This is a genomic window from Alkalihalobacillus bogoriensis ATCC BAA-922 (genome assembly GCF_000621445.1).
Classification (GTDB): domain Bacteria; phylum Bacillota; class Bacilli; order Bacillales; family Bacillaceae_F; genus Bacillus_AO; species Bacillus_AO bogoriense.
In genome coordinates, this window is the sequence record NZ_KK211279.1 from 220446 (window position 1) to 235432 (window position 14987).

Annotated in this window: 12 protein-coding genes; 1 reads left to right on the plus strand and 11 read right to left on the minus strand. The window is 39.2% G+C overall.

From position 1 onward, the window contains the following. Positions 1 to 7 precede the first annotated feature (7 nt). The 3 genes from T323_RS0121960 to T323_RS0121970 all read right to left on the minus strand — a co-directional run bounded on the left by T323_RS0121960 (position 8) and on the right by T323_RS0121970 (position 2821). Positions 8 to 940: an ABC transporter ATP-binding protein gene (locus T323_RS0121960; RefSeq protein ID WP_026675202.1), complete on the minus strand. Its 933-nt coding sequence runs from the start codon at positions 938 to 940 to the stop codon at positions 8 to 10. Between the two features lie 122 nt (positions 941 to 1062). After that, positions 1063 to 1695, minus strand: coding sequence for a response regulator (locus T323_RS0121965; protein WP_026675203.1), 633 nt, complete (start codon positions 1693 to 1695; stop codon positions 1063 to 1065). Position 1696: 1 nt separating this feature from the next. Continuing rightward, positions 1697 to 2821 (minus strand): sensor histidine kinase, encoded by a 1125-nt coding sequence (locus tag T323_RS0121970; protein WP_026675204.1) that lies wholly within the window; start codon positions 2819 to 2821, stop codon positions 1697 to 1699. 159 nt (positions 2822 to 2980) lie between these two features. Here T323_RS0121970 and T323_RS0121975 point away from each other — a divergent pair, with 159 nt between their 5' ends. Then, positions 2981 to 3445 carry a helix-hairpin-helix domain-containing protein gene (locus T323_RS0121975; RefSeq protein WP_026675205.1) on the plus strand — a complete coding sequence of 155 codons (465 nt, stop codon included), beginning with the start codon at positions 2981 to 2983 and terminating at the stop codon, positions 3443 to 3445. Positions 3446 to 3494: 49 nt separating this feature from the next. Here T323_RS0121975 and nikC read toward each other — a convergent pair whose 3' ends face one another. The 8 genes from nikC to T323_RS0122020 all read right to left on the minus strand — a co-directional run bounded on the left by nikC (position 3495) and on the right by T323_RS0122020 (position 14980). Next, positions 3495 to 4397, minus strand: a complete 903-nt coding sequence (nikC, locus tag T323_RS0121980) for a nickel transporter permease (RefSeq protein WP_051556690.1) — start codon at positions 4395 to 4397, stop codon at positions 3495 to 3497. Positions 4398 to 4439: 42 nt separating this feature from the next. Beyond that, positions 4440 to 5441 carry an ABC transporter permease gene (locus T323_RS0121985; protein ID WP_026675207.1) on the minus strand — a complete coding sequence of 334 codons (1002 nt, stop codon included), beginning with the start codon at positions 5439 to 5441 and terminating at the stop codon, positions 4440 to 4442. A gap of 340 nt (positions 5442 to 5781) precedes the next feature. Further along, positions 5782 to 7461 (minus strand): ABC transporter substrate-binding protein, encoded by a 1680-nt coding sequence (locus T323_RS0121990; protein WP_026675208.1) that lies wholly within the window; start codon positions 7459 to 7461, stop codon positions 5782 to 5784. A gap of 50 nt (positions 7462 to 7511) precedes the next feature. Beyond that, positions 7512 to 8480 carry an ABC transporter ATP-binding protein gene (locus T323_RS0121995; RefSeq protein WP_026675209.1) on the minus strand — a complete coding sequence of 323 codons (969 nt, stop codon included), beginning with the start codon at positions 8478 to 8480 and terminating at the stop codon, positions 7512 to 7514. Next, entirely contained in the window at positions 8473 to 9468 is a 996-nt protein-coding gene (locus T323_RS0122000; RefSeq protein ID WP_026675210.1) for an ABC transporter ATP-binding protein, read from the minus strand. The genes T323_RS0121995 and T323_RS0122000 overlap by 8 nt, the downstream gene beginning before the upstream one ends. 555 nt (positions 9469 to 10023) lie before the next feature. After that, complete coding sequence (locus T323_RS27425; RefSeq protein ID WP_035179613.1) at positions 10024 to 10254, minus strand: hypothetical protein; 231 nt, start codon at positions 10252 to 10254, stop codon at positions 10024 to 10026. A 56-nt stretch (positions 10255 to 10310) separates the two neighbouring features. After that, a complete protein-coding gene (locus T323_RS0122015; protein ID WP_035179615.1) occupies positions 10311 to 12788 on the minus strand; it encodes a glycosylhydrolase-like jelly roll fold domain-containing protein in 2478 nt (825 codons plus the stop codon). Further along, complete coding sequence (locus T323_RS0122020) at positions 12785 to 14980, minus strand: glycoside hydrolase family 88/105 protein (protein WP_035179617.1); 2196 nt, start codon at positions 14978 to 14980, stop codon at positions 12785 to 12787. Before T323_RS0122020 ends, T323_RS0122015 begins: the two co-directional genes overlap by 4 nt. Positions 14981 to 14987 lie beyond the last annotated feature (7 nt).

Genomic DNA, 14987 nt, shown 5'->3' on the forward strand with positions numbered 1-14987 from the left:
CCTCCTCCTAATCTCGTAATGTTCGCCCAGTTAGGTGAAGGAATACATCTTCCAAACTTGGCGTCTCTGCTTGATATTGAATAATTTGTACTTGATGACTGTCAGCCACATGGACAAGCTCTCGAATGAAATGGCTTCCTTTTTTCACAATGATTTTCAATTGTCCTTGACTAGCTTCAATTTTACGAATCCCATCAATCGATTTCACTTGTTCTACAAACACTTCATCTAGCTTACTGACTTCGACTTTTATCGTATCTTCTGTGGATAATATGCTCAGCAATTCCTCTTTTGTTCCAGCGGCAATGATTTCACCGTGGTCCATAATGTACAACCGGTCACAAAGCTGTTCCACTTCCTCCATATAATGACTTGTATATAAAATCGTTGTGTTATCTTTTTCGTTTAACATGCGCACTGTTTCTAAAATATGATTTCGAGATTGTGGGTCAATTCCAACTGTCGGTTCATCTAAAATTAAAATTTTTGGTTGATGAAGTAATGCAGCAGCAATGTTGATTCTCCGCTTCATTCCACCAGAAAATGTTTTGACCACATCTTTTTGACGGTCTTTTAAGCCGACAATGTCTAACGCTTCTTGAATATTTTTTTCTAACTCCTTGCCAGTTAAATTATAAATCGAACCAAAAAACTGCAAATTTTCATAAGCAGACAACTCCTCATACAACGCTATTTCCTGGGGGACAACTCCTAAAATTTTTCGAAGCTCACTCGGATTATCAATCGTGTTCACACCATTCAATTTAATTTCACCCGTTGTCGGCTTTATTAATGTCGAAATCATCGATATCGTTGTTGATTTTCCTGCACCATTTGGTCCGATTAAACCGACAGACTCCCCTTGATTTAAATATAAGCTTACATCTTGCACCGCTTTTTTCCCTTTAAAAGATTTGCTCACATGTATCGTCTCAAGCATTTGATATGCCTCCTTTTGTTCATCGTAACTCTTTGTAATGCCATCATAAATCAAAAAAACCAAAGTCACTATTGACTCTGGTCACTCATTCGTTAGTCTTATATTACTTTTGTCACTTTTCTTTACACGAGACGATGTCGAATCGCATAAATCGCGAGTTGTGTCCGATCCCTCAGTTGCAATTTCTCTAAAATGTGACTTGTTTGATTTTTTACTGTACCAACGGATAACCCTAATCGTTCAGCGACTTCTTTATTATTTAACCCTTCTCCAATACAAGTTAAAATCGCACGTTCTCTTGGTGTTAATGTTGGATCAACGGTTTCTTCTTTTTCATGATTTAATAACACAGGCATAACTTTAGCAGCGACATGGTCTTCTAAAGAAAGCCCCCCATTTAGTGCGCTTTTAATCGAGCGAATTAAAGACTCCGTATCCCCATTTTTCAGCATATACCCGCTCGCACCAAGCTTTAACGCATCGAGTACATACTCATTATCATCAAAGGTTGTAAGCATGACAATCTTCATATGTGGAAAGCGCGAACGTAACACTTTCGCTGCTGCAAGTCCGTCCATTTCAGGCATTCGGATATCTAATATCGCAATATCAAACTGTTGCTTCTCACATAAACTTACCGCTTCCTTCCCATTATTCGCTTCCCCTGTTACCGTAATTTCTTCATCAGTTTCAATCATCATTTTTAAGCCTTGCCGCACCATCACTTGGTCTTCTGCTAATAAAACTTTAATCATGTCATCCCCTCCGTTCCGTTAATCGAATGATACCTCTGACGATAAATTCATTCCGGTCATATTCAATTTCTAATGTTCCACCGACTTGCTCGATACGCTCTCGCATCGCTTTCAACCCATATCCTTCATGAAAAAAAGGATTAGGCGGAGCTTGATTGGAAACTTCGAAACGGAACACACTGCCCCCCGGTGACTCAAACATAACCTCTGCTTCACGAGTCGAACTATGCTTCATAATATTCGTTAGCGCTTCTTGAACAGCACGATAAATCGCAAATGACTGTTCTCCTGATAATGGCGCGGCAAAAGCCCCATGTTTTACAGAGAAATGAATTTTCATAAAGCTTTCCATTTCTAACTTCCGAATTAATCGGATAACCCCTTGTAACCCACCAATATCACGTTGCTTAAATGATTTCACCGCTCGTCTCGTTTCATCCAAGCTTTCACCAGCCAAGTTTTTCAGAGTCCCGATTTTCTCTTTGTCCTTTTCTTCTGCTGACAAACGCAGGGTCTCTAGTTGCATGAGCAACGCAGTTAATTTATGTCCGACAGAATCATGAATTTCATGACCAATTCGAACACGTTCATCTAATCTCGCTTGCTCCTCCTCTAAAACAAGCTGTCGTTTCATTTTTCGATATTCATCAAGTAAGGCATTATGCTGTTTTTGGATTTCCATTAAACGGATATGACCCGTTTGATAATAAAAACAAGCAAGAATGACAAACAAATAAAACAAGCTACCAAACCCATATTGTGCAGTTGTTACCATTGCTTCTGAAACTAAGAAAACAACGCTAATCATTTGAACGCCTAAGACAATCAGACTTTTAACACGGTCCAAATAATACACAGCCTCAGCAAAAAGTAAAGCATGAAGTAATAAGACAAATGGACTTAGCCATTGTTCTGTCGGATTAAAAATAATGAATAGCGATACTAACTGTACGCAAAACAGTCCAGTTTGAATCCACTTTTTTTCAGAAAACAGCGGTAAAATGAACAAAATAAGAAAAAAGAGGCTTAGACTGGATATTTGCGCTTCATTTATAGTTGAAAACTGAAGGATGGCCAAAGACCAGACTAAGAAATGAATGGCTAGCCAGATGAAGTAGAGTTTCATATTGTTCTCCTTTGAAGCGGTTATGGAATATACTATTTTTAGTAAATTATACTACTTTTTCATCCTAATAAAGTCAAAAAAAAACTACATCTAATAAAGGAATTAACAACTTAATAAAGAAACGATCACTTACACTATCTTACAAAAGGAGGAAAGCTATTGATCTCAATCATCAAATTACCACTCACTCAAGAGGAAAAATCAAAACTACGAAAAGCAAGAGTAAAGATAAGCGAATTACATATTTTTACTGTCGATCATATTAGCGAACTCTTAGACATACCACTTGAAAAAGCCAAAACTTTAAAAGGGCTAGCAGAGTTTCAAACAATTCCTTCGATTGGCTATAAGTTAGCTGAAAAACTGGTATTTCAGTTGAAGCTCTATTCTCTAACTGAAATCAAGAATAAAAATGCTGCTTTCCTTTTTGACCAATTAGAACAACAACTTGGTGTATGGACTGATAGTTGTGTCGAAGACCAAATTCGGTGTGTGATACACTATGCCAATAATCAGAACTCTAACAAGCAGTGGTTTGATTTTACAGAAGAAAGAAAGGTGTACCGTGAAAAATATGGCTTTCCTGAGACGAGACCGACAAAGGCTTGGTTTGAAGATTCATGAGCCATCAAAAAAGAACGCTTAGATATTAATCCAAGCGTTCTGTCACACTTTAACTCTTCATCTTCGGATCTAATGCATCCCTTAGCCCATCGCCCATTAAGTTAAAACCAAGCACAACGAGCATAATACAAACTCCTGGCACAACTAATGTCCATGGCGCTAACGTTAAAAAGTCACGAGAATCAGCAAGCATTTGCCCCCACTCTGGTCTTGGTGGTTGAGCACCTAAGCCAAGAAATCCGAGTGCTGCGGCTTCAAGAATGGCTGTACCAAACCCTAATGTCGATTGAACGATAATCGGTGCGATGCTGTTCGGTAGAATATGATGCAATATGATTCTTCCGTTTTTCATCCCTTGTGCTTTTGCTGCCATAATATATTCTTCTTCTCGTAAACTGATCACCTTTGAACGAACGAGCCTTCCGAATATCGGAATGTTTATAATGGCGATGGCGATTAATGCGTTTTGTAAAGATGCCCCAAGAATCGCTACAATCGCAATCGCCAGTAAAATACTTGGGAAAGCTAGTAATATATCAAAGATTCGAGAAATGAGCATATCGACCCAACGCCCATAGTAACCGGCTATAATTCCTAATAATGTCCCGAAAACTAACGCCCCTGTTACTGCAAAGAAACCAACCATTAAGGAGACCCTCGCCCCATAGGCAATTCGAGTGAAAATATCTCGGCCAAGATGGTCTGTCCCAAGCCAATGCTCAGCTGATGGTGGTTGCAATCGATTCACGACATTTTGCTCTGCATACGTATAAGAAGTTAAGAGTGGTGCAATGATGGCCACTAAGACAAAAAAGACAATGATGGAAAATCCTATGATAGCGAATCGATTTTTTCTTAATTGCCTAAATGCATCTTTCCAAGGGGAGACCGCTTCCATTTCCTCAGGGGTGTTCGTTCTTTTTTTCGTTGCATCATCCTGAGCTAGATTCATTGATTGTTCACGTTTTTTTAACATTGACATCGTATCCCCCCCTTAGTATTTAATCCTTGGATCAATGAATTTATATTGAATATCAACAATGAGATTAATCATGACAAAGATAAAGGCAATGACTAAAATCCCAGATTGAATGACAGGATAGTCCCGGTAATTAATTGCTTCATATACATATCGACCAATACCTGGCCAACTGAAAATCGTCTCTGTTAAAATAGCTCCACCTAAGAGAACACCTGTCTGTAAACCGATTACTGTTAAAACAGGGATAACGGCATTTTTTAATGCATGCTTATAAATAACTAGGAATTGTCCTGCCCCCTTGGCACGAACCGTACGGATGTAATCTGATTTCATGACCTCAAGCATACTCGAACGTGTCATCCGTGCAATAATCGCCATCGGAATCGTTCCTAGTGCGACACTTGGAAGGACTAAATGTTTTAATGATGTCATCACACGTTCAAAATCCATATGAAGGAGAGAGTCGAGTACATAAAAATGTGTAATGGCCTCGATCGGGTCGCGACTGTTTTGTCTTCCATATGCCGGTAGCCATCCTAGTTCTTGCGCGAAAATCCATTGTTCCATTAAGGCTAACCAGAATACAGGGATAGATACACCAACTAAAGCAATGAACATGGCTAAAAAATCAAACCACGAATTTTGTTTCCATGCGCTAATTATTCCGGCGTTCACTCCAATGATGACCGCAAATAACATCGCAAACAACGATAGTTCAAAGGTCGCTGCGATATACGGCCAAATTTCACTCGAGATTTCCGCTTTCGAACGAAGGGATGTCCCTAAATCACCTTGAAGAAGTCCAGAAAGATAAAGTCCATATTGAACGAAATATGGTTTATTTAATCCCATGCTTTCTTCTAAATCAGCAATCGCTTGTTCTGTCGCGGTTTCACCGAGTATCACTTGAGCTGGATTTCCGGGGATTAAATGAACAATGGAAAATGTAATGAGTGTCATCCCAATAAGAACTGGCACTAATAACGCGAGACGTCGCAATATATAAGTAAACAAAAACTTCACCCCAGTTCCAATGCTTTTTTGTGAATAAAAGGTAGTAGCTCGACACTACTACCTCATGCTGTCGAGAACGTTTCGATAGCTTTATAAATTCAATTCTTACGGACATAGGATCCGCTATTTGATGAAAAAATCGCGTTTGTCCAAGGTTAACGGACATTCGTTCCGTTAATGTAGAAAAACGAAGTCATTTTCCCGCTATTATCATGAAGTAACGGAACAGATGTCCGTTACAATTTGAAAAAGGCGTGTTTTTTACGAATAGCGGAATACATGTCCGTTATGATTGAAAATAGAAGGTAGTAGCTTGAAAACTACTACCTATTTTCCTGTATTAGTTCGCTAATTCTACTTCTGTTAATGGTTCACTTGTTGATGGATGTGGGACGTAATTTAGTACGTTGCTTGATGTCGCCATCACTGGTGTAGAGTGGACTAATGTTACCATTGGTGAATCTTCAGAGATAATCGCCTGTGCTTGTTTATACAGGTCTGCTCTTTCATCTTGGTCCACCGCTCTTTTGGCTGCATCTAATAGTTTGTCAACTTCATCATTTTGATAGAAGGAACGGTTACTACTTCCGACGTTCGAGCCATGAAGTAAGCTACTTAAGAAATAATCTGGGTCTCCATTTGTTCCGGACCAGCCAAGCATGTAAAGCTGTTGCTCCCCGTTCATTGTTTTCTCTAAGTAAGGTGCCCATTCTTCACGTACGATCGTTGCATTGATACCGACTTGTTCTAGATTGTTTTGAATGATTTGTGATACCGTCTCTGGGTCTGGCATGTAAGGTCTTGCTACAGGCATAGTCCAAAGCTCAATGTCTAGGCCACCTTCATAACCAGCTTCAGCAAGTAATTCTTTTGCTTTTTCTGGATTGAAGTCATACCCTTCTACATCGTCGTTATATCCTAAATATCCAGGAGGTAATGGATTTTTCGCCACGTTGGCATAACCTGCATATAACGCATCACCAATCGCTTTCTTATCGATGGCGTAGTTAATCGCTTGGCGTACTTCTACTTTGTCTAGTGGGGCTTTTTGCGTATTAAATCCTAAATAAGCGAAGTTGTTTTCCGCACGAGTTAAAAGCTCCAAGCTGTCTTCTGCTTCAATTCCCGCTGCATCATCTGGATTTAGTCCATCCATAATGTCAATTTCACCTGAGCGGAGCGCAATTAATCGAGCAGCGTTATCAGGGATGACTTCAAAAATAACACGGTCTAGTTTTGGATATCCTTCTATACGATAGTTCTCATTTTTATCTAAAATAATGGAATCATCTTTGCTCCAGCTTACAAACTTAAATGGACCTGTACCAACAGGGTTTTCGTTAATTTTTGAACCATACTCTTCAAGTGCTGCTGGTGACGTAATTCCAAAATAACTCATCCCTAAGTTTTGTAAAAAGAAACCTAATGGCTGATTCAAAACAAATTCAATTTCATAGTCGTTAATGACATTAATTTCATCAATGACGTGTCCTTCATCGCCTTTGAACCCACCAAACATCGTGCCATACATTGAATACACATACCCTTCATCAGTAAATGCATATTCATGATCTGGGTCTGACCAGCGCTCAAAGTTCGTTTTTACAGCTTCTGCATTAAAATCAGAGCCATCATGGAAAGTCACACCTTCTTCAAGATAGAATGTATAGTTTAAGCCGTCCTCAGACACTTCCCAATCATGGGCTAAGCCTGGAGTCAGCTCAAAAGACTCTTTATCAAATTGCAGTAACCCTTCTAATACTTGGACTGTTACACGAGATGATTCCCCGTCTGTTGTACTACCTGGGTCTAAACTTTCAGAATCTCCACCTCTAGCAAACACTAACACTTGTTCACCAGACGCTTCTTGTGTCCCTTCACCTTCATCCTCGGAATCTACTGCTTCTTCAGCTGGCTCTTCTGCCGGTTCATTATCGGTCTCCTCGCTATTGCTGCAAGCTGCAAACACGAAAAGAAAAGCGAGCATCATGGCAAATAAACATGACCATTTCCATTTCATTCATTTTTCCCCCTTAATTTTTTTAATATAGATAAAACTTTGTTCCCTATCTATTCATATAAATGACAGGCAACAAAATGGTTATCTTCCACGGATTGAAACTTAGGTTTCACCTCTTTACATCTATCAATCATCTCTGGACATCGTGTATGAAACGGACAGCCAGATGGCGGATCAGCAGGACTGGGGACATCCCCTTTTAAAATGATCCGTTCTTTTTTTATATCCGGATCTGGTAGTGGAACGGCAGAAAGAAGTGCTTTTGTATAAGGATGCTTCGGATTCTCATAAAGCCGGTCTCTATCTGTAAGCTCTACCATTTGACCTAAGTACATCACACCGATTCGATCACTAATATGTTTAATGACACTTAAATCATGAGCAATAAAAAGATAGGTTAGTTGAAATTCATCACGGAGTTTTTCCATTAAGTTTAAGATTTGTGACTGTACGGAGACATCTAACGCGGAAACAGGCTCATCACAAATGATGAGTTTCGGGTTATTCGCTAACGCTCTCGCAATACCAATTCTTTGTCTTTGTCCTCCACTAAACTGGTGTGGGTATCTTGCCGCATGATAACTACTCAATCCAACAACTTCTAGTAATTCATGCACACGCTTTTTTCGTTCTTCTTTTGAAGTCATACCATGTATTAACAATGGTTCACTTATAATTTTTTCAACAGTATGCCTTGGATTTAAGGAAGCATATGGGTCTTGGAAAATAATTTGCATATCTTTTCGCAGTTGCCTCATTTCTTCCGCCTTCAGCTTTGTCACATCTTGCCCAAGGAAGTTAACTTCTCCTTCTGTCGGTTCAATTAATCGTAAAATCGATTTTCCAGTTGTGGACTTCCCACAGCCCGACTCCCCAACAATTCCAAGAATCTCACCTTCCATAACGGAAAAGGAAACGTCATCAACCGCTTTGACTTCACCAACTTTGCGACCAAAAATTCCACCTCGGATATCAAAGTACTTTTTCAGCCCTTTTACTTCCAATATTGGCTCAGGCATTAGCAACGTCCTCCTCCTTCTTCTCGTATAAAAAGCAACGACTCTTTCGATGATTTTCTAAAGAAAGTAAAGCGGGGTTCTCATTGAAACAACGGTCAAACGCCGATTCACACCTGTCAGCAAATCGACAGCCCACTCTCCCCATTTTTGGCTTCGGCACTGTCCCAGGGATCGAATACAGTGTTTGCTCTCTTTCATGAAGCTTTGGCAAAGAACGGATAAGCCCTTTTGAATATGGATGCTTTGGACTTTTTAAAATTTCACGAGTTGTCCCTTCCTCTACCACTTGACCAGCATACATCACGATGACCCGATCACATATTTCCGCAACAACGCCAAGGTCATGCGTGATTAATAGAATCGCCGTTTCGTTTTGTTTATTTAAATTTTTCATAATATCTAGAATCTGTGCTTGAATCGTGACATCTAGTGCTGTCGTTGGTTCATCAGCAATCAGAAGTTCTGGGTCACACGACATCGCAATCGCAATCATTACCCGCTGCCTCATCCCGCCGGACAACTGGTGCGGATACTCATCAATGACCGCTTCCGCTCTCGGGATTCCAACAAGTTTTAGCATGTCTATCGCTTTTAGATGCGCTTCTTTTTTGCTCATTTTTTGGTGAATTAAAATTGCTTCTCTCATTTGATTCCCAATCGTAAACAACGGATTTAACGAGGTCATCGGCTCTTGGAAAATCATTGAGATTTCATTTCCACGAATTTTTTTCATTCGTTTCTCTGTTACCTTTGCTAGATTTGTTCCTTTAAAATTAATTTCACCCGAAACGATTTTCCCAGGCGGTTTCGGAACAAGCTGCATAATAGAAAGTGACGTTACACTTTTCCCACAGCCCGACTCACCTACGATACCTACGACTTCTCCTTTATGTACACTCAAGCTAATCCCATCCACCGCTGGGATTTCACCACTATCTGTAAAAAAGTGTGTATGCAACTCTTTTATTTCTAACACAACATCCGACATGAATTAGCCCCCCTTCATGACAACAAATAGCAAATGCAATCGGAAAATCTTTTAGAAAACTATACTTCAAACATACTCAAAAGCTTGACCAATCATTCCTCATTTTTCTGAAAATAAAAATATTTTTCAATACTTTTACAAAGGTTTATTTCAAAATTATTTAATCATACGAAATCAAAATGACAAGCGTTGTGTCATAATATTTAACATAATAGTTACCACTTTCTTTTTTTGTATTTATTTTTGTAAGATTATGTTCCATTTGCTTTTTCTTTTGGAATTGTTGAAGGAGTTGAATTGAGATGGATAAGTGGGAGTTTGAAATGGTGTTGGATGGGAGTTTTTTTCACTTTAGGGGGAATTTTCATTTTTTGGCGTTTCGGTGTTGGCGGGATTTAAAGATAGCGTTGAGGATGAGAGCTTTTTTGCAGGGGATATTGTAGTGTGATGGAGTTATTTGAGTGGAGTGTGTCCATTAGACTTGCTCTATTGGCTTCATCGCCTTCATGAAGCACACTTCTCTTACTTTTTTTCTCTTTCTGTCCTTCATCGCTCTTATGAAGGACACTTCTCTCGCTTTTTCTTCTCTTTCTGTCCTTCATCGCCTTTATGAAGGACACTTTCTCGCTTTTTCTTCTCTTTCTGTCCTTCATCGCCTTTATGAAGGACACTTTCTCGCTTTTTCTTCTCTTTCTGTCCTTCATCGCCTTTATGAAGGACACTTCTCTCGCTTTTTCTTCTCTTTCTGTCCTTCAGCCATAAAAAAAGAGGAGTCAATCCACACACGAATTGACTCCTCTTTTTTCTTACTCAGCTTTATTTTACTGACAGTTCCTATCCTATCATGACTCTAACAGAGGTACTTCTACTTCAATCACCACAGGCCCTACTAATCCTGATTGTAAGCTAACATTATCCATTTCGTTTGCTTTATTATTTGTTACTTTCACTGTTAATATATTTGTTCTTATTTTTAAATGCTGTTGGTCCAATTCAAAACGGTAGGGGGCCCACATTTTCACTCCAATAGGATTTCCATTTACTTGAACACTAGCGATTTCATACACTTCCCCAAGGTCAAGTGTATACGAAGCGGACTCTTGAATTTCCTTCATTTCAAACTGTGTTTCATACACAAGCGTGCCTGAATAGTATTCCAACTCGTTCCAATTTGACCACGATGCCAATTGTTTTTCACGCCACAACAAACTTCCTTTTTTAATCACCCATTCGCCCTGCAATACAACTACATCCTTTGTTTTACATTGCGAGCTCATATCATCAGATGGTAATGAGTACTCTTCCCCCGGCATTACATAGTAAACAATCGATTCCCGTCTATTTATTTCAAGTGGTATGGCGACTTTCTCCTCATAACACTGAACTTGCACTTCGTTAATTACACCAATCCATGGGTCCCAGCATTCTACTTTTCCTTTTTCCGCTATCAAGAGTTTACCATTATACATCTCTTCCCCTTCATTCACTACAACATAGAACAGACAGCCTTGCTTTTCTACTTTACTTATTCGAATGTCTGTGTTTCCTGGTGATAAGCTAACTTGTCGCACACTATTTTTATCTATTTCCTCTATGAGGTTAGGTTCATTCTCAATTACAGTCGCTCCCTCTAAAAATTTTCCATACAAATGTGAAAGAACAATGACTCGCCCACCTGTTTTTATAAAAGCTTGCAGTCTTTCCGCTACTTCAGCATGTAAAGAGAGTGTATTTTCTACTAGAATGACTTTATACACTTGTTTTTCAATTTGAATTTTACCATTCCCAATAAAACAATCCTTTAGTAGTGAGTCTTCCAAATAATTGAACTCAATTTGATTTTGATAAAGAGGCTTAACGATACGCCATGGTAAATAGTCTTCTTCACATAAAACAGCAATTTCCGTTTGATTCACACTATCTGTCATGACCCAACTCATCCGTTTAATATATTGTGAAAACAAGTGATAATAAGTCCACCAACTGTTATTTGGCCCAACATCTGGAGGCCGCTCATGACTTCTTTTTTTTCCGTTAATCGAATAATAAAAGGCATGCGGACATATCAAATTCACTCCTCTTACAAACAGCCAGTCAAAATACCATTTCATATCTCCTGGACTTAAGGCCCAACTGCTCTCCTTGCCACATACACCTAGTACTTCATTTAAATTTCTTCGTCGGCCACGGTGTCTTGCTGCATCCGAAGAACATTTTCCAGCAGTAGAATGCTCTCCTTCTAGTGATTTCCCTTCTTCAGGTGCAACCCAGCGCCAGACAACATCTTGCCCTGGTATTTGAAAATAATCCAATAGCCCGATATCATCACTTTTCGCAGGATGACCGGTTAACGCAATACCATGACTTTGACACCACTCACTAATCGGCCGATAATATGTTTCTCTTACTCTGTCATGTATACATTGGCGATAGCGTTTTTTTATATCATTAGTATGAGCTCCAACGTCATACCAGAGTGCACTTAAATCAGATTCTTCATTTCCATCTTGTATAAAAACATCTAAAAAGTTGCGCGTCCACGGCTTTAAACCAGGAAGAGCATTTCGCCCTAGCATATCTGGTTCATCCGTAAACATCCCGATTACCGTTTCACCAAAATACTCTTTCAGTACAGCGTAGTATCTTTCGTGAGTAAGACGAATGTACGTTCTGACTGCATCAGGATTTAATAAATCAGCTGATGGAGGGGCATTTTTTTCTCCATCATCCTCGTCAAAATGAATGCCCCGAATCGTTCCTTTTGTGTCTGTTTCAATAAAAATTAAGATCGACCATTGACCTTCACTAGGAGGGATAAAGACAACTTTATCTTCGGTTGGTTTTAAGATTATCGTCTTTTCATGATGTATGGACGAATTTGACAGTTTTTCTACAGCTTGAATGGAAACAAGCTGATCACCTTCATCTAGTTCAAGTGAAATTTCATTTTCTCCTTGCTTTATTGAATGTTCGACCATCTTTAACCCTCGACTTGCATAGCGAGAATCTTCTTTGACAACTTGACCATTGGCAGAGCCAGAAGGATACATCCCTTCATCATACAAAACCACGCGCATTCCCAACTTGCATGCTTCACGAACCGCTTCATAAACCAACTCCATAAAATCATCTGACAAATAGCCAATGTCCTCTGGAATCCCTATCCGAGGATGAAGAACAAAGCCAGTCACCCCTTTCTCATAAAAATCATGAATTTGCCGTTTTATTTCTTTTATTGTTAAATAATCATTCCAAAACCAGAAAGGAATTGGTGTGAATTCCTCTGCTGGATGTAAAAATTGGTCCCGTAAGTCCTTCACGCTTTTACACCACCCTTTGCCCAATTCACACTCCTATTCTTTAATGACTTTTTCAGCTTAAGCGTTTCAATTCCAGCTAGTAACACAATCCCGGTACCATGAGTATCATTGAGAATCCATGTAAGATCATTTTTATAGTAATTCTCTGTAAAAGAATAGCCGGAACCTTGGCAAACACCGTATACATTTCCGTGCTGATCAATTGCAAGACGAGACATCGCCTCCCAACCTTTAAAAACAGACTCACTATACCGCTTCTTATCTTTCAACCAGCCGTAACGAATCCCTCTTGAAAAACCATATATGAACATGGAAGTACAAGAAGTTTCCTCATATGATTCATAGTCAGTGAGAACTTGATGCCACATTCCAGTTGGTCCTTGCAGTGAAAGATACCCTTCACATAAATCTTGAAAAAAGGCTACTAACTCATTTCTATCACTATGGTTTTCTGGTATGACAGCTAATAATTCTGATAGAGAAAACAACACCCACCCATTTCCACGTCCCCAAGGTACACCTGTAGCTGAATCAAATTTAAAGTCATAAACATGGGACATGATTTTTTGGTGTGGCAAATAGAGAAACGCTTTATACCGTAAAAACTGATATACAGCATCATGCAAATACGCTTCGTCTCCTGTTTTTTGATAGTAGCGACATAAAAAAGGAGTACTCATATACAAATCATCACACCAAATTGTATCTTTCATAAAGTCAACACTTCCAAACTTGCGATATAATGTCCCATCTGGCAACCGGTCTTGAATCATTGAAATATGATGGGCAATATCATGGGCAACTCGGTCGGCATCTTTAATCGTATTTACTTCTGATGCGAGTAACATCGTAGCCCCAAAAGAACCACAATCATCTAAACTATCAATCGCTGATAACTGATTATTCACGCCCGCTGCACCGTATTGTTCTTTATCCCATAAAGAATACTCATATAATGCTGTGCTCGTTTCAATATGATTTATTGCGTAGGAAATAATATCTTGTCGATTCAACTCTTTTCCCGTTTGAAGCAAGCCATACAACGTAACCCCTAATGGATAATCCCATTTTCCAAACAAACGATTTTCTAAATAAGGCCTCACATAAAGATGTGGTTCGTCAAGTCTCCAAAACGTTGGCCCATCCATCGCATCCATAATCGATGTTATTTGTCTAATTTCCTTCATATCCATGTCAGACCTGTCTTCAAAAAGACCTGCATACAACCATTTGCCGTTTGCTCCTTTCACTGGAACTGGCAATTGAAATTGTACTTCCTCTTGGCGTGCTTTGATTTCAAATCCCCAATCATCTTGCTCACAGTAACTTTTTATCACAACATCATGCTCACCATATGGTAACTCTACTTGGATCTGAAAGCTTGAAGACCCTTTTGTTTGAAATACTATCTCATTCTCGATAAAAATATCAATTCGTCCATTTGACTGACCGAATAACTCCACTCCCTTATTTTCTAAAAAAGGAATGTTAATTTTCGACCAAGCGACAGCAAATGTATGTTGACGGTTCCCAAACATCCTTGTCATCTGCCATTCAGAAGTTAGCTGTGGCCACTTTATTTCAGGGTACCATTGAACTTTTTCATCAAGTCCATTTAACTCCGAAGGTAATTGTTCAAACGACTCTCGTAATGGTTCAGTAAAAATCCAACCTTCTTGCCCGTCTCTTTCCGCTGTAGGAGATAAAAAGTGCATAGGATGCCGTTTAAATGACCCTGTTCCAAAAATCCCCCCAATTCCGGATGACGTCTTCACGAATTTTAAAACGAAGTCATTCCAACCTTGACAGATCTTTAACCGAAAGCCTACCTTTTTCTTTGGATCTAGCTCTTCCACAATCGTCGAGCGATATTTTAATTCTCCATTCACATACAAGTGAACAGGGCCATAACAATTTAAAGCAAACATATACTCCACTGCCTCGTCAGACCATAACTTTCCCCATGCATAAACCGATTCACCGTTTTTGCAGTGCGGAAATTTCGTTTCAAAATCAAAATGGTAACGGTAATCTTTTAATCTCGTTAATCCACTCGAACAAAATGCCCGGTACGTAATAGGATGAGGGGGATGACTACCAATATATCGATTCGAAATCGTTGCTAATATGTGCTCCATATTATCTTTACATTTCGTGTAAATACTCTCATTACTATGAAAATAAGGTTCCAACTTCACT